Annotated in this window: 19 protein-coding genes; 13 read left to right on the plus strand and 6 right to left on the minus strand. The window is 53.1% G+C overall.

Annotated features, from left to right (window positions below):
* Positions 1 to 246 precede the first annotated feature (246 nt).
* The 7 genes from WC562_05905 to WC562_05935 all read left to right on the plus strand — a co-directional run bounded on the left by WC562_05905 (position 247) and on the right by WC562_05935 (position 7,515).
* On the plus strand, positions 247 to 1,392 hold the full coding sequence (locus WC562_05905) for a 2-hydroxyacyl-CoA dehydratase family protein (protein MFA5055693.1): 1,146 nt from the start codon (positions 247 to 249) through the stop codon (positions 1,390 to 1,392).
* Between the two features lie 3 nt (positions 1,393 to 1,395).
* On the plus strand, positions 1,396 to 2,715 hold the full coding sequence (locus WC562_05910) for a 2-hydroxyacyl-CoA dehydratase family protein (GenBank protein MFA5055694.1): 1,320 nt from the start codon (positions 1,396 to 1,398) through the stop codon (positions 2,713 to 2,715).
* Between the two features lie 56 nt (positions 2,716 to 2,771).
* Complete coding sequence (locus WC562_05915; GenBank protein ID MFA5055695.1) at positions 2,772 to 3,578, plus strand: acyl-CoA dehydratase activase; 807 nt, start codon at positions 2,772 to 2,774, stop codon at positions 3,576 to 3,578.
* 108 nt (positions 3,579 to 3,686) lie between these two features.
* Positions 3,687 to 4,481: a carbon monoxide dehydrogenase gene (locus WC562_05920; GenBank protein ID MFA5055696.1), complete on the plus strand. Its 795-nt coding sequence runs from the start codon at positions 3,687 to 3,689 to the stop codon at positions 4,479 to 4,481.
* Between the two features lie 23 nt (positions 4,482 to 4,504).
* The gene (locus WC562_05925; protein MFA5055697.1) at positions 4,505 to 5,314 is read left to right on the plus strand and encodes an AAA family ATPase; all 810 of its coding nucleotides are present in this window, start codon (positions 4,505 to 4,507) and stop codon (positions 5,312 to 5,314) included.
* Between the two features lie 155 nt (positions 5,315 to 5,469).
* On the plus strand, positions 5,470 to 6,576 hold the full coding sequence (locus WC562_05930) for a zinc-binding dehydrogenase (protein ID MFA5055698.1): 1,107 nt from the start codon (positions 5,470 to 5,472) through the stop codon (positions 6,574 to 6,576).
* 249 nt (positions 6,577 to 6,825) lie between these two features.
* A complete protein-coding gene (locus WC562_05935) occupies positions 6,826 to 7,515 on the plus strand; it encodes a TIGR00730 family Rossman fold protein (protein ID MFA5055699.1) in 690 nt (229 codons plus the stop codon).
* A gap of 26 nt (positions 7,516 to 7,541) precedes the next feature.
* Here the strand turns inward: WC562_05935 and WC562_05940 are convergent, their stop codons facing one another.
* Positions 7,542 to 8,948: an MBL fold metallo-hydrolase gene (locus tag WC562_05940; protein MFA5055700.1), complete on the minus strand. Its 1,407-nt coding sequence runs from the start codon at positions 8,946 to 8,948 to the stop codon at positions 7,542 to 7,544.
* Positions 8,949 to 9,433: 485 nt separating this feature from the next.
* Here WC562_05940 and WC562_05945 point away from each other — a divergent pair, with 485 nt between their 5' ends.
* The gene (locus tag WC562_05945) at positions 9,434 to 9,802 is read left to right on the plus strand and encodes an RDD family protein (protein MFA5055701.1); all 369 of its coding nucleotides are present in this window, start codon (positions 9,434 to 9,436) and stop codon (positions 9,800 to 9,802) included.
* A gap of 45 nt (positions 9,803 to 9,847) precedes the next feature.
* On the opposite strand, the gene WC562_05950 is transcribed toward WC562_05945, so the two are convergent.
* The gene (locus WC562_05950) at positions 9,848 to 11,563 is read right to left on the minus strand and encodes a hypothetical protein (GenBank protein MFA5055702.1); all 1,716 of its coding nucleotides are present in this window, start codon (positions 11,561 to 11,563) and stop codon (positions 9,848 to 9,850) included.
* Between the two features lie 408 nt (positions 11,564 to 11,971).
* Between WC562_05950 and WC562_05955 the strand changes: the two genes are divergently transcribed.
* The 4 genes from WC562_05955 (at position 11,972) to WC562_05970 (ending at position 15,039) form a co-directional block, all read left to right on the plus strand.
* Entirely contained in the window at positions 11,972 to 12,808 is an 837-nt protein-coding gene (locus WC562_05955; GenBank protein ID MFA5055703.1) for a methylenetetrahydrofolate reductase, read from the plus strand.
* Positions 12,809 to 13,152: 344 nt separating this feature from the next.
* Positions 13,153 to 13,653, plus strand: a complete 501-nt coding sequence (locus WC562_05960; protein ID MFA5055704.1) for a GNAT family N-acetyltransferase — start codon at positions 13,153 to 13,155, stop codon at positions 13,651 to 13,653.
* 47 nt (positions 13,654 to 13,700) lie between these two features.
* Complete coding sequence (locus WC562_05965; protein ID MFA5055705.1) at positions 13,701 to 14,498, plus strand: hypothetical protein; 798 nt, start codon at positions 13,701 to 13,703, stop codon at positions 14,496 to 14,498.
* A gap of 184 nt (positions 14,499 to 14,682) precedes the next feature.
* The gene (locus WC562_05970) at positions 14,683 to 15,039 is read left to right on the plus strand and encodes a toxin-antitoxin system HicB family antitoxin (GenBank protein ID MFA5055706.1); all 357 of its coding nucleotides are present in this window, start codon (positions 14,683 to 14,685) and stop codon (positions 15,037 to 15,039) included.
* 21 nt (positions 15,040 to 15,060) lie between these two features.
* Here WC562_05970 and WC562_05975 read toward each other — a convergent pair whose 3' ends face one another.
* Positions 15,061 to 15,216, minus strand: coding sequence for a hypothetical protein (locus WC562_05975; protein MFA5055707.1), 156 nt, complete (start codon positions 15,214 to 15,216; stop codon positions 15,061 to 15,063).
* A 167-nt stretch (positions 15,217 to 15,383) separates the two neighbouring features.
* Here WC562_05975 and WC562_05980 point away from each other — a divergent pair, with 167 nt between their 5' ends.
* Positions 15,384 to 16,961: a DnaJ C-terminal domain-containing protein gene (locus WC562_05980; protein ID MFA5055708.1), complete on the plus strand. Its 1,578-nt coding sequence runs from the start codon at positions 15,384 to 15,386 to the stop codon at positions 16,959 to 16,961.
* A 30-nt stretch (positions 16,962 to 16,991) separates the two neighbouring features.
* Here the strand turns inward: WC562_05980 and WC562_05985 are convergent, their stop codons facing one another.
* From WC562_05985 to WC562_05995, 3 genes are all read right to left on the minus strand, one after another.
* The gene (locus WC562_05985) at positions 16,992 to 19,319 is read right to left on the minus strand and encodes a DEAD/DEAH box helicase (protein ID MFA5055709.1); all 2,328 of its coding nucleotides are present in this window, start codon (positions 19,317 to 19,319) and stop codon (positions 16,992 to 16,994) included.
* Complete coding sequence (locus WC562_05990; protein ID MFA5055710.1) at positions 19,309 to 19,602, minus strand: DUF503 domain-containing protein; 294 nt, start codon at positions 19,600 to 19,602, stop codon at positions 19,309 to 19,311. Before WC562_05990 ends, WC562_05985 begins: the two co-directional genes overlap by 11 nt.
* 70 nt (positions 19,603 to 19,672) lie before the next feature.
* Positions 19,673 to 19,957 carry a zinc-ribbon domain containing protein gene (locus tag WC562_05995; GenBank protein ID MFA5055711.1) on the minus strand — a complete coding sequence of 95 codons (285 nt, stop codon included), beginning with the start codon at positions 19,955 to 19,957 and terminating at the stop codon, positions 19,673 to 19,675.
* Positions 19,958 to 19,974: the final 17 nt, after the last annotated feature.

The raw sequence follows: 19,974 nt of genomic DNA on the forward strand, positions 1-19,974 counted from the left end.
AAATGTAATCAGACATAAACATGAGTAGTTGTATTAATTCAGGTAGAGTGCCGTCAAGAGTCGCATCTCATATATCATGTCACTATATACCCACATAATTTCAAATTCATGTCTTATGTTAGATAACACTCTATTTTTTTGTGCGATTCTCAGCTTCGCTGAATGGCAACTAAAGAGTTTTGGAAATCAACTGGCTAATAAGTAAATAAAGGGAAGTTGCTTAGCAACTGGAAAGGAGCGGGTAAATTGGAGACAAAAACCAAGTCTCGGGTATTACAGGAGTTTCACGAAGCAAGCAAAACCCTCTTGAACCCGGCGCTCAAAAAAGAGAAGGAGAAAGGAACAAAGGTAATTGGCTATTTCTGCGGCTATGGGCCGGCAGAAATAATCACAGCCGCCGGCATGATCCCCTTCCGCATCAGGGCTACAGGCAGCAAGGGAACCGACCTCTCGGACGCCTACCTCAGCAGCATAAACTGCAGTTTCTGCCGCAACGCCCTTAATATGGGACTTGCCGGAGACTATGACTTTCTTGACGGCCTCATCGTGCTCAACAACTGCGATCACGTGCGCAGGATTTATGACAACTGGAGACGCAAGATAAAGACCCCCCTTGTACAGATGATGAGCCTGCCCAAGAAAATCTCAGACCCATCGATCCAATGGTATTACGACGAACTGAAGATAGTGCAAAAAGCTATCGAGGACAAGTTCAATGTAAAGATCACCGATGATAAGCTGCAAGAGGCAATAAAGTTGCACAATGAGACGCGTCACCTTCAGCGCGAGCTCTACGAACTCAGAAAGAAGGATAATCCACCCATTACCGGCGCAGATACACTGGCAGTAATGGTTGCCGGAACTGCCATGCCGCTGAAGCAGTATAACCCCATGCTCAAGGAGCTCATCGCCGACCTCAGCAAGAGCGAGGGCGTAGGCAAAGCCAAAGCCCGGCTGCTGGTCATAGGCGGCATACTCGATGACCCTGAGTACCTCAAAATAATAGAAAGCACCGGAGGGCTGGTAGTAACAGATGTTCTTTGCTTCGGCCTCAAGAATTTCAGGGCAAACATCGATGAGAAAATGAAAGACCCCATCGCTGCACTTGCCAAGTATTATATAGCCGATCGCCCGGCCTGCCCGCGCATGTTCGGGGACCAGGCGCGGCGCGCCCAGCTCGTCAAGGACTTAATAAAGGAGTTCAAGGTCGACGGCGTTGTAGGTGAACGACTTGTATTCTGTGACCTGTGGGCCGGCGAACTCTATATGCTGAGCGACGATTTAAAAGAAGTAAACGTCCCTCTACTGAAACTGGATAGAGAATACCTCATGGCCGGCGCCGGCCAGGTGAGGACCCGCATACAGGCGTTTATAGAAAGCATGGGGAGGTAAGACATGAGCAAGGTTGATCAGGCAAGACTGGATAAACAGCTGGAACGGTTGAGGGGTGATAAGGCCCTGCTCCAGGGCTTGGTGGATATGCTCGGAATGGATCCGTCCGAGGAAGCGGATATCAACCGCTTTGTTCTTAAGACGGTCATGGACAAATACGACGAGATTATGAACTGCGCCGAGAACGACATACCTTTCATAGCCGCCTATTTCGCCAACTGCCCCGAGATTTTCACCGCGATGGACGTGCCCTGGTGGATTTTCCTCCAGACGCCGTTCCTTGGAGTGTCGTCCCCCTTCCTGGCTTCGGATACGGACGAAACAGAGAAGATGGGCGTGCCCACCGATTTCTGCACGGTTCTGAGGCTGGCCATGTTCTACGTGGCTAAAGACCTCACCCCCAAGCCGGCCGGGCTCATCGCCCTGCTCCACCCCTGCGACGGCACGGTAGTTATCCACCAGGCAATTGCAAAGAGCAAATCATGGCATGACGTGCCGGTATTCGGCGCGGACTCGCCGTACTGGGAGGACGAACGAACCTACAAATACTACGGCGAAGAGACCAAGCGCATGGTCGACTTTGTAACTCAGTGCACAGGCAAGAAGCTGGATATAGACCGCCTGCGCGAGGTATGCAAGATATCTAACCAGACGTATGCGCTGTGGGCCGAGTACAATGAGCTGAGGAAAGCCGTGCCGTGCCCGCACGACTGGACCATCGGCCCGCCGCAATGCTTCGCGCTGGCCTGCTACTACTATCCCGGCAAGATCGAGGCCGTGGACTGGTTCAAGAAGGTTGTGGCCAACGCGGAGAAGCGCGTGAAGGCCAAGCAGGGCATGGCCGCCGGCGAGCGCATCAGGGCGCTCTGGTTCGACATCCTGCCCATACTGTGGCAGTTCGACATCAGCCCGTGGCTGGAATCGGAGTGGGGCGTAAACATCGTAATGAACATGTTCGGCTACACCCCTTACGAGCCGATAGATACCACGAACGAAACTACGATGTTCCGCGACCTGGCAAAGAGGTCCCTAACACAGGTGCCCATGATTAGGCAGGCACGCGGCGTAGCGGACAACTTCCTGGCGGACATCGAGCGCATAGTTAAAGATTACAAGATCGACTGCGTCATCTGGCCGGGCCACATGGGACACAAGGACGGAAACGCCAGCATCGGCATGATGAGAGAGAAATGCCGCGAGATAGGCGTGCCGTTCCTGTCCATCGGCCTGGACCTGTTCGACAAGAGGTACACGGCCATAGACGAGGTCAAGGATAGGATTTCCAAATTCTTCGAGGCCTCTGGACTGGGTCAGAAAAAATAGTATACACTAAAAATATACGCTGAAGATTCGTATATTTAGAAACTGAAAGGAAAACAATGATTGTTGGTGGTTGTGACATAGGCTCTACTACGGGCAAGGCTGTCATAATGAAGGACGGGCAGATCGCTGCTTACAGCATTGTCTCTTCTACAACCAAGCCCGAGGTAACGGCCAAGATGGCTATGGAAGAAGCCATGGGCAAGGTCGGCCTGAAAACAATGGATGAGATGGATTACATTGTAGGAACAGGGTACGGCCGGCTGAAAGTACCTTTCGCCAAGGAGAATATCTCGGAGATAAGCTGCCACGCCCGCGGCGCGAACTGGCTGAGCCCGTCCGTCAGGACGGTCGTTGACATCGGCGGGCAGGACTGCAAGGTGATGTCTATCGACGAGAACGGCAAAGTCCTTGAGTTCGTCATGAACGACAGGTGCGCCGCCGGCACCGGACGCTTTTTCGAGGCGATGGCGCGTGCTCTTCAAGTCGACCTTGAAGGGCTTTCAAAGCTGGCTCTGGAAGGAAAGGACCCTGCCGTCATCTCCAGCCAGTGCAGCGTGTTCGCAGAATCCGAGGTTGTAACTCTGGTCAACGAAGGGCGGGAGCTTACCGATATATCCGCAGGCATACACCATTCGGTTGCTTCGAGACTGGCCTCGATGGTCAGGAAGGTAGGCCTCGTCGAAGACGTAGCTTTAACCGGAGGCTGCGCCAAGAACGAGGGCCTAGCCAAAGCGCTTGAAGAAAAGCTGGGCGTAAAAGTAGTACATCTGCCTCATGACCCGCAGATAGCGGGGGCGCTGGGAGCGGCGGTAATCGCCGCGGAGAAGGTTCAACAGCATCAAGAGGTAGGGGGAAAAGCCTGAACCTAACGCTAAGATAATTAGTGTTTCATTCTGGTCTGCCTTCACAGAGACATGCGGGGGCAGGCCAGAATTCATCATTAGCGAGTACTGTAGGACTGGATACGATTTATGTCCCTGTTTAACCCTTATATAACGAAAGTATCCCAATACTCGGCGGAGCTAAGGCGCAAAGGCGGGAAGCTCAGGGAAATCGACTGCCCGGAATCGGTCGGCGACCTTCTCAGTGGAATGCCGGTACGCGTGGGCCCCAAGGCGGGGGCGGACCTGATCCTGCGCGGCGACACGTTCGTAGAGCTGGGCAACCCGGAGATCGGCTCCGTGTCCTTCCTCCTCTGGACTGATGATCCTTCGCTGGTGAAAAGCGGCCGGGTAACGCTGGCGGGGCCGGACATCCCCGAATCCAAAGGTGCCAGCCTGCCCTTCGGACAGGTTATAATCGTCGCAGGCAAAAAGCTCGGCGGGGACAAGCACGAGGTTCTGGAAGGCACCCAGTATGTCTCGGACCAGATAGAAGGATACATGCTGAAGAGCATGTCGCGCCACGCCTGGAGCCGGATCAGCAACGACGCCGCCGCGAAGGGTTTCTCCTTCGAGACGCTGGGCAGGGCGCTCATGGCCGTATACAAATCCTCGATTCCCGAGGTCGAGGCGATCGAGATACTTTTCGTGACATCCGGCAAAGAGGACCTGCGGCCGCTTGAGGACCTGAGCGAGCAGGTACGCGAGATATCGAAGAACGTAACCAAAGATGTCTGGAAATCGAAGGGCTACGATATAGAGTGCTTTTCGACATTTGATTGCGACGCGTGTCCGGATCGAACGGTATGCGATGATATAAAGGACATCGTCAACGTGCGCAAGGTTACAAAGAAGTCGAACGGCGGTTCCGAATCCGAAGATTGACCAATTAACCGCGGGAGCTTGATATGGCCGAGACAAACGACATGAAGAAGAGGCTGGTAGCCGTGTGCGGCAAGGGGGGGACCGGCAAGACCGCGTTCACAGCCATGGTGACCAAGGTCCTTATCGACAGCGGGCGCGCCGGCAAGCTGCTGCTGATAGACGCCGACCCGGCCATGGGGCTGCCGATCGCGCTGGGCATAGACATCAAGCGCACCATGGGGCAGATCCGCGAGCAGATAATCAAGACCGCCAGGGGCGGCAAGGATGAAGAGAAGCGGACGATCGCCAGCCAGGTAGATTACATGGCCTTTGAGGCCCTTCACGAAACCAACAACTTTGCGCTGCTGGCCATGGGGCGCACCGAGACGCTGGGCTGCTACTGCCCCGTCAACAGCATACTCAAGGACACCATAGCCACCCTCTCCAAAAGCTTCGACACGATTCTTATCGACGGTGAAGCCGGCCTGGAACAGATAAACCGCCAGGTAGTTGGGCGCGTGGATACGCTCATAATCGTGAGCGACGCCACCTCCCGCGGCCTCAAGACCGCCGCCCAGATCAAGGAGCTGGTGAGCCGCGAGCGTGTTATCAAGTGCGAGAAGCTTGGCATAGTCTTCAATCGCGTGAGCGGCAACGAGGACGTGCTGGGCAAAGCGGCGGCGGACATAGGCATCGAGGTGCTGGGCTACGTGCCGCAGGACGAAAAGGTTGCTTACCACGACCTGACCGGAAAATCACTTCTCGACTTGCCGGAAACCCCGGCGCTTGCCGCGATCCGCTCCGTGGTCAAGGAACACATCTTCAACGAGCGCTTCAGCCGGCCGTCGCGATAAAGTCCCCGGGATTCGTCCAAACCTGACAAATAATCCGACCGGACTTATTCTCATTTACGAACCATTTACCACAGGCTGTAAAAAATATAGTAGAATGATTGATTACCACCGTCGACACCAAATACACCGACCACGGAAAATGAGGAGGCACTATAATGGCTGAAATGGGACGCGCAGCGATCTACCACGGACTGGGTAAACCGTTCGAGATAAAGGAATACCCTGTGCCCGACCCCGAACCCGGCGCCATACTGCTCAAGATTACGATGGCCACGATATGCGGCTCGGACCTGCACATGTGGCGCGGCGACATCGACCTGGCCGGGCTGGGTCTGCCCATGCCCTCGATCATCGGCCACGAGATGACGGGCAAGGTGGTCAAGCTGGGAGAGGGCGTCTCCACCGACTCGGCGGGCCAGCCGCTGGCGGTGGGCGACAGGGTGGTCTACCGATACTTCAATCCGTGCGGGCGCTGCCCGGCGTGCCTCAAGGGCCAGGACGCCGCCTGTTCCATGAACCAGCTTTTTATCTTCCCCGTCGATTCCCCGCCGCACTTTACCGGCGCTTATGCGGAGTACTACTACCTCAAGCCCAATCAGACCGTGATCAAGGTGCCGGACGAACTGACCGACGAGACGGTGGCCCCGGTGAACTGCGCCCTGTCCGAGGTCATCTACGGACTCGAAAAAGTAAGGTTCGGCTTAGGCGAGACTATAGTCATACAGGGCGCCGGCGGTCTGGGACTCTACACGACTGCTGTAGCCAAAGACATGGGTGCGCACAAAGTAATAGTCGTCGACGGCATTCCCGACCGTATTGAGCTGGCCAAGGCCTTCGGCGCCGATGATATCGTGGATATGCGAGAACACAAGACGCCGGAAGCCCGTGTGCAGCGGGTGCTTGAGCTGACCGGCTATCGCGGGGCGGACGTGGTTGCGGAACTCGTAGGCTTTCCTTCCGCGGTGCCGGAGGGGCTGAGCATGCTGAGCAATACGGGGCGCTTCCTGGAAGTCGGAAACATAAGCCCGGGCAAGATGGCCACCATCGACCCGTCGTCGCTGGTGATGGGCTCCAAGACGATCTACGGCGTGGTGTTCTACGGACGCGATACGCTGAAGAAGGCCATCGATTTCCTGAGCCGCACCAGGAACAAACACCCGTTCGACAAGCTGCTGGGTAAGACGTACAAACTCGACGACATCAACAAGGCATTCGAGGAGCAGGACAAGGGCCTGGTTACCCGCTCCGCCATCGTACCGTAGCGGCAAGAAAAGGTAATCACCCTCACCTAGCCTCTCCCCTCAAGAAAGAGGCGCCCCGATATATCGGGGCCGGGGTTTTAGGGGTGTCCCCTAAATTAATATACATGTCCCTCAACGTATGGGGGACTAACAGGGGGTTCGGATGCTGTTTCCCCCTTTCAAGGGTATCAGAAGGGGGTTGATTCAAATCGATTGTCTGCCCCCTTGTCGAATGTGGTACAATCTTACAAACTTTATAGGAGCTGCTGTATGCCGAACGGATATGAAATCAACGAGATGGCCAAAGAAGAATCCTGGCGCATGTTCCGCATCATGGGCGAGATGGTCGAGGGATTCGACAGGCTTTCCGGCGTGGAACCGGCCGTGAGCGTCTACGGCTCGGCACGGGTGAAACCGGACGACGACGTATACAGGGATACCGAAGATATAGCTTTCAGGCTGGGGAATATGGGGTTTTCTATCATCACCGGCGGCGGTCCCGGCGTGATGGAGGCGGCCAACAAAGGGGCGGCCAGGGCCGGGGTAACGTCGGTGGGACTCAACATCGAACTGCCCGAGGAACAGTCGGCCAACAAATACGCTACAAAGACGCTGACCTTCCATCACTTCTTCGTGCGCAAGGTCATGCTGGTGAAATACGCCACCGCCTTCGTGATAATGCCGGGCGGTCTGGGAACGATGGACGAGCTGACAGAGGTGCTGACCCTGATGCAGACCCACAAGATAAAGCCATTCCCGGTGATTCTGTTCAATTCGACGTACTGGGAAGGATTGTTAACCTGGTTTAAAAATATCGTCCTGCCGAAAGGGATGATCTACGAGAAGGACTTCAACCTGCTGCGCGTGAGCGATAATCCGGAAGAGGTTGCGCAGACGGTTCAGAACTGGTACCTCAAACAGGAGATCATGGGTAAAAAGGCCCTGGCGCGGATATCGTAGCGGCATCGCGCCCGAAACGCGAGCGATTAATCGAGAACAACCTCATCCTGATACTGCGGCACCGAGACGTTCCACCCCATCTTGTCCTTAATCGACCCGGCAAAACTCATGGCAGCCTCCTCCTCCCCATGCGTTACAAATACCCCCCTGGGCCTGTTCTTCACAGCCGACAGCCAGCGCAGTAGCTCGTCCCTGTCTGCATGCGCCGAGAAGCCGTTCACCTGAACGATCCTGGCCTTGACCTTGTACTTCTGACCCAGGATTCGAACCACCTTTGAGCCGTCGACGATCTGCCGTCCCAGCGTGCCCACCGCCTGGTAGCCGACGAACAGTATCGTGCTCTCACGCCGCGATATGTTGCTCACCAGGTGGTGCTTGACCCTGCCGCCGTTACACATGCCGGAGCCGGCTATTATCATGATGCTGCCGGATATCCGGTTTATCGCCTTCGACTCGTCCGTTGTCCTGACCCTGTTAAGCCCCGGAAAATCGAATGGGGATTTGCCGCTCTTGATCAGCGCCTTAGCCTCTTTGTCGAAAAGATGCAGGTGGTCCTCAAAAATACCCGTGATGCTCACAGCCATCGGGCTGTCAAAGAACACCATGATATGCGGTATGCGGTCGGCCGCCAAAAGCTCGTTCATGTAGTAGAGTATCTCCTGCGACCGCTCCAGGGCGAAGCTCGGCACAATGATGTTGCCGCCGGCCTCGACCGTGGAGTTGATTATATCCGCAAGCTCTTCGGCGATCTTGTCCCCGTCCTCGTGCAGCCTGTTGCCGTACGTCGATTCGACGATTATGTAATCCGCTTCGTCGAAATATGTGGGGTCTTTTAGTATCGGTTTATCGTGGCGGCCCACATCGCCCGAGAACAGTATCTTCCTGCTCTCTCCGTTACGGCTTATATCGAACATGATCATCGCCGAGCCGAGAACGTGCCCCGCGTCGTGAAAGGCAGCCTCCACGCCGTCGGCCAGACGCAGCGTTTTACCGTACGGAACAGGATAGAACATTGGATAGCAGGCCTCAGCATCATGCAACGTGTAGAGCGGCACCTCCGGATGCGGTCCCTTGCGGCCCTCCCGTTCATGCCTTCTCTGCTTGCTCAGCGCATCCTCTTCCTGCAATCGCGCGGAGTCGGCGAGCATTATCTTGGCGATCTCCGCGGTGGCGTCGGTGCAGTATATGCGGCCTTTAAAGCCGTCACGCACCAGCCTGGGCAGAATGCCGCAGTGATCGATATGGGCGTGGGTAAGCAAAACCGCGTCGATGCCGTCGGGCGAAAAAGGGAACGGCTCCCAGTTCCTGTCCTTGAGGAAACGCTCCTGATACATGCCGCAGTCGACGAGAAATTTATTGCCGTTGGCTTCTAAGTAATATTTCGAGCCGGTGACGTTGCGCGCCGCTCCGTAGAATCCCAGTTTTATCTGCACTATCAGTTACTCCAGTCCGTTTAGTATCGAGAGTTAAAAACCCCTTCTGGATTTTAGTTTAAATACGATTCGATGGCAAGTTAAGGAGTTGTGCTTTTACCAAACCCCCTGTAGTCCCCCATACTTTGGGGGACATTTGTTAGATTAGGGGACACCCCTAATACCCCGGCAGAGGGAAAACCCTCTGCACACCCTGGTCGAAGTCGCTCCACAGCTATCCAATCTTCAATAAAGAGGGGGGAACTGACATTTTCACGGAGCATCTGAATCCTGTATAGCTCTCTCAAAGAAAGGTTAGCTGCTCACAGAGGTACAGGAGACAGGGTCTCCTGACGGGGGACTTGGGGGTGTCCCCCGAATCCACACTTCCCCCGAGACCGGGGGATACAGGGGGTTCAGCCTCGAGACGCTTCGCAATAATTTGACAAATAATCATTAACCAGCTATCATCGACATTCCGAAACTGTTAACTTCGAGGTGGTCAAATGAGCACGAATCCCGAGTCGGCACAAATCAGCGAAAAGAAACTATCATGCGCCGGTTTCACGAAGCGCTTGCTGGCTTTCTTTATTGACACCATCCTTCTATCCTTCATCAGCTGGGGCGGGGCCAACGTCCTCTATTTTATCGGGATGTGGGCATGGAGGGGACAGACGCTGGGGCGGATGGTCTTCAACGTAAAGATCATAAAGACGAACGGGGAACCGATCGACTTGCGAGCGGTCATTATCCGCTATCTGGGATACATACTCTGTGGGCTGACTTTGGGCCTCGGCTTCCTGCTGATTATTTTTGACAAACGCAAGCAGGGCCTGCACGACAAGCTCGCTGAGACCTACGTTATTAACGTATAGGCGAAGGAGATCGAGAAGGAAGAAGCAGAATCGACGCCGGCGGCTTCATATGCTCCATCTCTGCTCAGCAAGACCTTTCCCCGATCTAAAATCATAGCTCTTTCCGCCTGCTTCAAGCGTAACCTTTTCCCCGATGACTTGAATCGTGATGCCGTCCCCCGGCCTGCGATTGTGAATTATATTAGCCAGAAGTATAGCCTTTTCCACCCCGTCACCGCGCCGGTAGTTCCACGCCTCGTCCGGCTGCGCTAGCCGACCCGGCTCTCCATATATGGATTCAGCCGGCATTTCGTTTATCCTGCGGATTACCGCATCTGTGTCCAATTCTTTCATGCCTTCAATGGAAACGGGATTACGCTGAGTAGCGGCAAGTATGAAAGGCTCAGCATCCGTGCGGTTGAGATCGCGGTAGGCATAAAAGGCCAGATCAGCCGTATCATTCTTCGCCCGGATGTCCTCCAGCCTGTCGATTATTTCCCCGCGACTCATATTAGAATCAATGCCCAGCGGTTCCTGGCTGAGAATGAACTCCTTGGCCTTTGCATCCGGCAGCCTGGGCACGACGGTGCAGAATCGGGCCAACTTTTCAATTGCGACCTGCGATTCAAAGCATTCCGAGGCGAACTGCTTCTTCAGCCGTTCCAGGTCATCGGGGTTCTTACACTCGACATCGTTTTTCCGCACCCAGTCCTCAAGATCGTTCATAATGATACGGCGCGGCAACGGAGTCTTCTGAAACTCCTCGCTGTCGATTTGTGACAGCAGTTTGCCGCGCGTTTTGTTGCTCAGCATGTACGGGCTGTCATATTCGTAAGCAAAAGCCTTCTCCGCCCCTATATAGTGATCGATCCCGCGAACAGGCCATCTGACCTGAAAGCACTTCTGCATATCGCTCGTGTGTCTCAAGAAATTGTCGATAATTTCGTCTGAAAGCCTTGTCTTTAGAAAACCCTCAAGCCGCTCTGTAAAATGATCGTAGGCTTTCTCATCGATTGTCGCACCTTCGTATATTGTATGTATGAATCCGGTCAGGTGGCTGACAACCGTGATTCTCTCATTCTCCAGCGCCCTTCTTGCCTGTGCCGATATCGCCGTCCCGTTATACCACATAGCCCTGGTAACAAGCCTGCGGTTGTTGGTGAGAATTCCATCGTCCACATCTATGAAATTCTGCGAGTGCAGGGGCGTGGCCATTAGATAGATATCCTGCAAAGGGATCCGTGCTACTATGAACAGCGCCGCGGCATAAAGAGTCGCCAGCGAGACGCATTCACCCGCACCCGTTCTATACCCCGGCTTATACCGGAAAGCATCCATCGCTTCCACTGTCTCCGTCTTCCAGTAGGGGATCACGTTGCCCTTGTATTTATCGAGGCCGAAATGCGTGCGGATGTCGATATCGAAATAATATTTATCGCCCTCGTAGCCGAACAGGGCGTTGGACTGGCTGAGCGTCTCCTCGCTGATAAAGTCGCTGAACCTGGCCAGCTCCCGTTCCTTGGTGGTCAGCCCCCATGTATCGAGATCCAGATTGAAGACGTAATTGTTCATTATGTACTGCTTCAACCGCGAGATGCGCTGATACGGGCTCATCCGTTCGATGTTTGCAAACCACGGATCGTCGCGCCAGGCCCATATTCGGGGAGACATTATGTTGGCCAGCACCAGGCTGTAAATGATCTCCGGAAATATGAATATCTCCATATCGGAAAGCGTGATCGCCGATGATTTCCGTTCCACATCTCTTGAATTGCGAATCATACCAACAACCTCGACACGGTGTTCTATCCGCAACCGCCGGAGTGATGGCTATAGAACTTACCGCCATCCCTTCGGAAGCCGAGAGCCAATTATAACACGGCGTCAGTCCGCCTGAAACCTCATCGCAGAGCTATATACAAAGGTTGACAAACCCGACCTGTCCCAATAAGATTCATAAAGCTGTCACTGCAAGAGAAGCCATGAAGAACATATCTATAGAAATAGCGCCGCGCACATGGACACGACTACGATAAATTTATATCATTCTTATGATTATAAATACGTATAGAAAAGGATAATTGCGATGAACAAAACGCAGCGGCTAGGGTTTATACTGGCGGGCAGTGTTAATTTAGTCTGCGGCGTAGTTATGACTGTGCTCGGCTTCGTGTACTCCGTGGTCTCATTGTGGGCGGTCGGAATCGGCCTCATGGTATCGGGCATGTTCTGGATTGGCTGGGCAACGATAGAAGCAAGAAAGAAACACGGTTCGCAATGAAAAACATATCTATAGAAATAGCGCCGCGCACATTCGAGCAGTTCGAGAGGGACATCGCGGCCATAAGAAAAGATTTCCCCGATATCGACGTTCTCAACATACCGGACCTGCTGGATTTTGAGATACGCAGCTGGGATGCGGCCAGGATCGGCGTTAAATATTTCGAGAACGTGGTGCCGCACATCCGCGCCATCGACTTCAACCTGCGCGAGCCGTTCAAGCTCATCCCCTATTTCAAAAAGCATAAAATCAACTCCGTGCTTATCGTCACCGGCGACAAGCCGCAGGGCATGACGCGAATGGTCTACCGCAACTCGTGCCTTGAGCTCATCCGCATCTTCAAGAAAGAGGCGCCGGAGATAAAGATATACGCCGCGCTGGACCAGTACCGCAGCAGCTTCCGCCAGGAGCTTGACTACATCGAGGACAAGCGGGTCGCCGGCGCCGACGGCTTCTTCACCCAGCCCTTCTTCGACGTGAGGCTGCTTGAGATATATCTCGACCTGCTCAAGGACTACACCGTATTCTGGGGCATCAGCCCGGTGCTCAAAGAGACGATGAAAAACTACTGGGAGAGCAAGAATAACGCCTTCTTCCCGCCCGATTTCCAGCCGACCATGGAGTGGAACGCAAATTTTGCCAGGCGGGCTATAAAGTCGATTAGTGCCTATAACTCGAGCGTGTACCTCATGCCGATAAACATCAACACGATGAACTACCTAGGCCAGGTATTCAAGGAGCGATAATTGTAGGGGCGAGGTCGTCTCGCCCTCCCTGTATCGCCCGACCAAAATGTAGGGGCAACCCCCTGTGGTTGCCCGAATCCGGTTGATACCCGTAGGGGCGAAAAATTTTTCGCCCCTACACGATGACCGAAGCATCGGGGATTCATGGGGTTGAACGTCGACGAGATTGCCACGTCGTCCTTCTATATACCGTGATATCATGGAAGGACTCCTCGCAATGACAGTCTATAATAAAGAGGTGTCCCGATAAATCGGGACCGGGGGAATTCGGGGGTGTCCCCCGAACCTCCCTTCCCCCAAGAGTGGGGGATAAAGGGGGTTGACCAGCTTTAAGCTGAACTACCATGACAACATTCACCATCGTCAAAACCAAAAAAGACATCGCCGAGACCGCGCGCCTGGCGCATGAGATCTGGAACGAGCACTATACCAAAATAATCGGGCAGGCGCAGGTGGACTATATGATGGAAAATTTCCAGAGCGAGAGCGCCATCGCCGCGCAGATCGCCGGCGGCTATGAATACTACCTGATAATACGTGACGGCGAGCCCGTGGGCTACCTGGCCGTAGTGCCCGACCACGCGAAATCCAGCTCCCAGTTCAGCAAGCTATACGTACTCAAGGACAGGCGCGGCGGCGGCATCGGCAAAGAGTCGATGGACTTTGTTGAGGAGCTCTGCCGTAAGTCCGACATCAAGACGCTGTGGCTAACGGTGAACAAGTACAACTCGGAGGCGATTGCGTGGTACGGGCGGCTGGGGTTTGCAAAGGCCGGGGAGATTGTGATGGACATAGGCGGGGGGTACATCATGGATGACTTCAGGTTTGAGAAGATAGTGCGATGAAGGTTGAAAAAGAGGAAAGCAATTCTATTTATTAAAGGATATAAACTATGAATCGAAGTGTTGCCTTTCTGGACGTTTTAGGTTTTAAACAGCTAGTCAATTCGACCTCAGCTGAGGAACTTGGACTGGCATATACCGCCGCATCAAATAACTTAGGCCGTCTCATTCGTCCTTTAATGGAACCAGGAAAAGAGCCAACATTCTTTCCCTCAAGAGACCTCGAAAAGCCTTACTGCATTAAGCACACTTTTTCGGATTCAATTATTCTGGTTTCACATGACGATACGGAGCAAAGTGCTCTTGAACTCTTGATATACACTCTTCGCGTTGTCCAGACACTTATGGTTCAAAAATTCCTTGTTCGAGGTGGGGTATCATTCGGTGATATGTACATAAATATAAAAGATGCTATTTTCGTAGGTAAAGCACTCACAGAAGCTTGGGAACTGGAAGAGAAACAAGAATGGGCAGGCGTAACTATAAACAATAACCTCGAGAGCAAGTTCCCCAGTATCTTCAACGGAACACGCAACTTTGGAGATATTCTTAATTGTTTATTCCCAAAATACTCTGTACCAATGAAATCTGGAGCAATCGAAGAACTCTACACCATAAATTGGCGCTGGAATCTGTTTGTTAAAAATGGGACGAAAGTACTCTTTCCAAATGCGTCTGACTGGGCAACAAAAAGGAAAGTTGACAATTCCTTAACATATGCCAAAAAGATGAGGGATTCCGGGCTAGCTTATCCTAAGAATGCCAACGATGCCCCCATAGAAGTGAGAGCATATTATATCTCTGATGGACCACCACCATGGACATCTAGCCACGGTGATGAGTATTAATGACTAATAGTCTCCCTCCATTAGCCAGTGATAAAGCCCTCTAGTTAGATTATAAAACCCACCAACCCCTCCAAAATAACCACCGCCGCCTTCTTATCCAGCGGCTCGTTGTAGTTGCCGCACTTGTCATCATGATACTAAAGTAGTACTATACTACTATTCACAGAAAATCGGAGCCACATACTTGAAACCGAGTGATAAATATTTAAAGATCGTCGAGTGGTCGGAGGAAGACAAGTGCTATGTCGGCACCTGCCCCGGTCTCATGCTGGGCGGCGTGCACGGCGACGACGAGGGCGAGGTCTATAAGGAATTATGCCAGGCGGTGGATGAGTGGATCAAGGTTTACCAGGAGGACGGCGAGCCGCTGCCTGCACCGACGGCGGGGAAGAAGTACTCCGGCAAATTCGTGCTTCGTGTCGGTGAGGACCTGCATAAGACGCTGACGATAGAAGCCTTGCGTGAAGGCGAGAGCCTGAACGCTCATTGCCTGCATCTGCTGCGCGAGCGCCGCGCACCGTACGGCGAGGATAATCGTTAATCATCGTGTAGGGGCGAATAATTATTCGCCCTTGGGTGCCGCCCCACCCACCAACCCCTCCAGTATCACCACTGCCGCCTTCTTATCCAGCGGCTCGTTGTAGTTGCCGCACTTGGGCGACTGCACGCACGCCGGGCAGCCGGACTCGCAGGGGTACGAAAATTCAATTCGTTGCACAGTTAATCTCAAATTTATTGCCGTTCCAACGTATTAATGATATTATGTCTTTAGATTCAAGGGGCACTTCCAAAGCACAATTGTAAATCAATTATGCCCAAACCGGATAAAAAGAAACCTTCATACTATCGCAGTTATATTAAGGTATTCATAAACGGAGTTATCACTTGCCCGGTCTGATTCTTATCATATTAGCTATTGTTATATTAGTTTGTATCCCGTCATCATTTACGCTCACGTCGCGTAAATCCAAACATGTCAAATTAGCCATCACCCCCGCAGAAATCGCCGAAGGCGGTAGTAAAAAAGTGGTGATTAAGCATTGGGGCATACCGCAAAAGAAGTATTTACCAATACCTGAAGAGATTTCTGAATTAGAAGATATGCTTTATCAAAAAAGGGGATTTAAATCAGGCCTGATATGCGGAGATTTATTAGTTAGATGGAAAGTCCAAGATGGTACAAGTCGATATAGACGCGTTATTATTGACAAGGCCCTTGTTGAAAAACAATATATCTTGAAAATCGCTGTTGCTGATAAAGAAAATGAAGTAATTATCCCACGAGGCAGTAAAAGTGGTGATATTTTCCCGATTGAAAAGCTTACCAAATTAATTACAAATAAAAAAGGGGTCACTGCTGCATCAAAAACCTATATTGTTATCGAAGTTGACACCGGTATCGATCAATTTAAGGAACAATTGATTACAAAAAACGACCTCGGCAAGGAAGTATACCTAGCTTGGAATAATAAGAATTATGCAGTTAGAATCCCTAATTTCAGAAAACGCGAGTTTACTATGCGTCTGGCTGGATTAGGCACTGTTAAATACAAGAGAAGAGGTGATTTACTAGTAAAATTTGAAGTTGACTATGGGAAAGATCTACATAAAGAAATATGGATATCGGAACGCGAAGCAATCTTTGGAATAGAAAAGAAGATTACCATCGAGAACACAACCCATAATTTCATTGTTCCAGCTAGGACACGACATAGAGACATTATAAGAATTCCAGATGCTGGGACAAAGGTAAGATCAGTACGGGGGGATTTAGTTATCACTATAAACGTCTATCCAGACGATATAGTGCCACCTACAATACATAGAGATATTAATGTGGATCATTTCGTCAGGGAGCAGATAGCATTTCTCCAGACTATTTTTGATTTTGAGCTCCCACCTCCACCTTTAGCACAGGTAATTGAAAATTTTGAGAGACGCGGAGTCGAAGGAGTGTCCCAGCTCTTTATAAAATATCTGAATCTCAACAGTAAAAATATACAAATAGTGACAAAGGATAACCTAGGGGCTCCTGGAAATTGCAGGTCTACATGTTACTATAAAAAAGATTCTTTTGGAAATACGTCAGAGATTCATTATCAACACGTTATCACTATAGACAGAAAATTTGTATCGAAGCCGTTTCCATTAGCTTATATCATAGGTCACGAACTATCTCATGTATACTTAGGTGAGAAATTAGAATACCTTAGCCCGCTAGGCTCAAATTGGTCTACCAGAAAATTCCTTCCAGATAAAGACAAGGAGAAACAAGCCGACATATTTACAATAATGATGGGCATAGGTCTTTATTGGGAACTCGCTAGGAGGGAAGGAATATTGCTAGGGTATTTTAGTAGCTTTGCTTTTGAAAATATATGGGCAATGATTTGCCTTGTTTTTGGTACTTGGAAATCAACGAGGTCTGGCATGGTATTCTGGCGGTCACCGTATACTCAATAATCTTGAACACTAATTTACCCTTACTACCCACTACCCGCTACTCGCTTTGTTAACCAACCCCTCCAAAATAACCACCGCCGCCCTCTTATCCAGCGGCTCGTTGTAGTTGCCGCACTTGGGCGACTGCACGCACGCCGGGCAGCCGGACTCGCAGGGACAGTCTTTCAATAACGTAAGCGTTGCCTTCCATAGCTCCTCGATAAACTCATAGCCGCGCTCGGCTATGCCCACGCCGCCGGGATAGGCATCATAGATGAATATCTGCGGCTTGCCCGTATCGGCATGGAGCGGAGTGGAGACGCCGCCGATATCGTTGCGGTCGCACAGGGCGAAGAGGGGCAGTAAAGCAATCGCCGCGTGCTCGGTGGCGTGGATGCCGCCGGCGAAATCGAGGCCCAGCTCGGCAAGCTGGTGGACGATCTTGCGCGGGATATCGAACCAGAAGGCCACAGAGGAGAAGACCGTCGGCGGCAGATCGAGGGGCTCCTCGCCAATGACCTCATCGCTGAACTGGCGCTTCTTGCGATAGGAGATGACCTGGTTGGTCACGGTGACGCCGCCCAGGCAAACCTTGACCTCGCCGACGTCCTTATTCTTGACGACGCTCTTGACCGACAGGTCCTCGACCTCGCGCACCTGTGTGTAGTATTCGATATCTACAGGCTTTACATAAGCAGTGCGCGACGGTATGTCCAGCTCGGTGACATGATAGGTCTCGCCCTGGTGCAGGTAAATCGCGCCGGGGTGCAGCTGCCAGAAGGCCACCGACGCGTCCACGGTCTCGATCTCGCGGTTGCCGTCCGCGACATCGATAACACTATAGCGGTCGGATGAGGCCGAGCGGATGTTGACCCCCTCCGCCGGATACGATATCTGCGGCGAGAGGAACCACTTGCCGCCGCGCTGGCGCAGCAATCCTTCAGCCTCAAGCTCGTTGCGGGCGTCGACATACTTCGTGCCGAAGATATCGGCGTCGAGGTTATCCAGCGGGCGCTCCCATGCCGCGCACAGCAGGTGCTGCCTGAAGATATAAGGATTCGACTGGTTGATGATAGCGCTCTCATATATTCTACCGAAGAAGGCCTCCGGGTGGCGCATGAAATACTGGTCCAGCGGGTCGTCCATGGCGATGAGGAAGCTCAGCGAGCGCTCCCCCCGTCGGCCGCTGCGCCCCGCCTGCTGCCAGGTGCTGGACACGCTGCCGGGATAGCCGGTGAGCACGGTGGCATCTAAATCACCAATATCGACTCCGAGCTCCATCGCATTCGTCGACACGATGCCCGTGATGCCGCCGTCGAAGAGCCGGCGCTCGATGAAGCGGCGCTCCTCCGCGATGTAGCCGGCGCGGTAGGGCATTATCTTCTCCGCCAGCCGCGGCGCCTCCTTGCGCAAGCGGTCGCGCGTGTACATGTAGATGAGCTCGGTCAGCTTGCGCGATTTGGCGAAATCGATGGTGCGCATGTCGGACTTGACCAGCTCGGTGAAGAGCAGGCTGGACTCCGAGTTGGCGCTGCGCCGCGCCTCGCCGCCCTTCTTATCTGCGATGAGCGGAGGGTTCCAGAAGACGAAATCCTTGCCGCCGTAGGGGGAGCCGTCAACGTCGATGACATCGAACGGCAGGCCGACGAGATTTTCGATATGCTCTTTGGGGTTGGCGATGGTAGCCGAGCAGCAGATAAATTGCGGCGATGAGCCGTACTGCTGGCATAAGCGACGTAAGCGACGGAGGACGTTGGCGACGTTGGAACCGAAGACGCCGCGGTACACGTGCGCTTCGTCGACGACAACATAGGAAAGATTGCGCAGGAAAGACGACCACGACTCGTGGTTGGGCAGTATGCCGACGTGCAGCATATCCGGGTTGCTGAGCACGATGCGCGCCGATTTTTTTACTTCACGCCGATCCTCTCTGGCTGTGTCGCCATCGAACGTGGTGCAGTCCGCGTCTTTGACCGCCGACGGCTGAAGCGCATCGATCAGCTCCTTCAGGCCGCGCAGCTGGTCCTGCGCCAGCGCCTTGGTCGGGAAAAGGTACAGCGCGCGGCTGCGGCTGTGCGACAGCAATCGATCGAGGACGGGCACGTTATAGCCCAGCGTCTTGCCGCTGGCGGAGGGCGTCACAAGAAACACATTGGAGCCGGAGCGGGCGGCGTTAACCGCCTGCGCCTGGTGACTGTAGAAGGGGAACAGCCCGGCGTTCTCCAGCGCCTGCTGCAGTTCCGCGTTCAGGGGGCGGGACAGCTCGCCGCGGCGGGCGGCGCGGGGGTGGATGCGCTCGATATGTGCGATACGGGCGGCATATTCGGATGATTCCTTGAGACGCGACAGAAATGCAGAGGATTCGATTTCAGAGGGCATTGATGATCTCTATCTCGTAGTCGACCAGTTCCGCATCGAACCTGTTGTTCTCGATGAAATTGACCACTTTTGAGAGGATTTCGTTGGCGTGCGGGCCGCTGTTGGAGACGCAGGACACCCCCAGCGTTAATGTCTGCCAGCGGTCCTGGTCCTCGACCTCGGCTATGGCGACATTGAACCTGTGCTTCGTTCTCTCGATTATCGACTTTGAGACCTGCCTCTTGCCCTTAAGAGAGCCGTTCTCAGGCAGGCGCAGCTTCACTATGCAGGTACCGACATGCACAGGTCCCTCCAAAAACAAAACCGAGAACGGCGCTTTTGTATCTCGGCTTATCGATTAGTATTATTTTCTGTTACCGCGTGCTTCTGACTTTCTGGAAGCAGTCGTTGCAGTAAACCGGGCGGTCTCCCTTGGGCTCAAAGGGAACCTCTGTCTCCTTGCCGCACGACGCGCAGATCACCGTGAACATCTGACGGGTCTCGCCGGTGCGGTTGCGCCTCCTCACGGTACGGCATTCCTTGCAGCGCGCAGGCTCCCGCTCCAGGCCCCGCGACTGATAGAACTCCTGCTCGCCCGCGCTGAACACAAATTCCTTCCCGCAATCCCGACACGTCAGTGTCTTGTCTTGAAATGACATACGTGACCTCCTTTGAT

Source organism: Dehalococcoidia bacterium (assembly GCA_041649635.1).
In the GTDB taxonomy this organism is placed as follows: Bacteria; Chloroflexota; Dehalococcoidia; order E44-bin15; family E44-bin15; genus JAYEHL01.

Bases quoted from the DNA above. Each gene is read 5' to 3' on its own strand.
- WC562_05950 (MFA5055702.1), bottom strand. From the start codon at position 11,563: ATGATTCGCAATTCAAGAGATGTGGAACGGAAATCATCGGCGATCACG.
- WC562_05920 (MFA5055696.1), top strand. From the start codon at position 3,687: ATGTCCCTGTTTAACCCTTATATAACGAAAGTATCCCAATACTCGGCG.
- WC562_05930 (MFA5055698.1), top strand. From the start codon at position 5,470: ATGGCTGAAATGGGACGCGCAGCGATCTACCACGGACTGGGTAAACCG.
- WC562_05925 (MFA5055697.1), top strand. From the start codon at position 4,505: ATGGCCGAGACAAACGACATGAAGAAGAGGCTGGTAGCCGTGTGCGGC.
- WC562_05995 (MFA5055711.1), bottom strand. From the start codon at position 19,957: ATGTCATTTCAAGACAAGACACTGACGTGTCGGGATTGCGGGAAGGAA.
- WC562_05985 (MFA5055709.1), bottom strand. From the start codon at position 19,319: ATGCCCTCTGAAATCGAATCCTCTGCATTTCTGTCGCGTCTCAAGGAA.
- WC562_05915 (MFA5055695.1), top strand. From the start codon at position 2,772: ATGATTGTTGGTGGTTGTGACATAGGCTCTACTACGGGCAAGGCTGTC.
- WC562_05935 (MFA5055699.1), top strand. From the start codon at position 6,826: ATGCCGAACGGATATGAAATCAACGAGATGGCCAAAGAAGAATCCTGG.
- WC562_05910 (MFA5055694.1), top strand. From the start codon at position 1,396: ATGAGCAAGGTTGATCAGGCAAGACTGGATAAACAGCTGGAACGGTTG.
- WC562_05960 (MFA5055704.1), top strand. From the start codon at position 13,153: ATGACAACATTCACCATCGTCAAAACCAAAAAAGACATCGCCGAGACC.
- WC562_05945 (MFA5055701.1), top strand. From the start codon at position 9,434: ATGAGCACGAATCCCGAGTCGGCACAAATCAGCGAAAAGAAACTATCA.
- WC562_05965 (MFA5055705.1), top strand. From the start codon at position 13,701: ATGAATCGAAGTGTTGCCTTTCTGGACGTTTTAGGTTTTAAACAGCTA.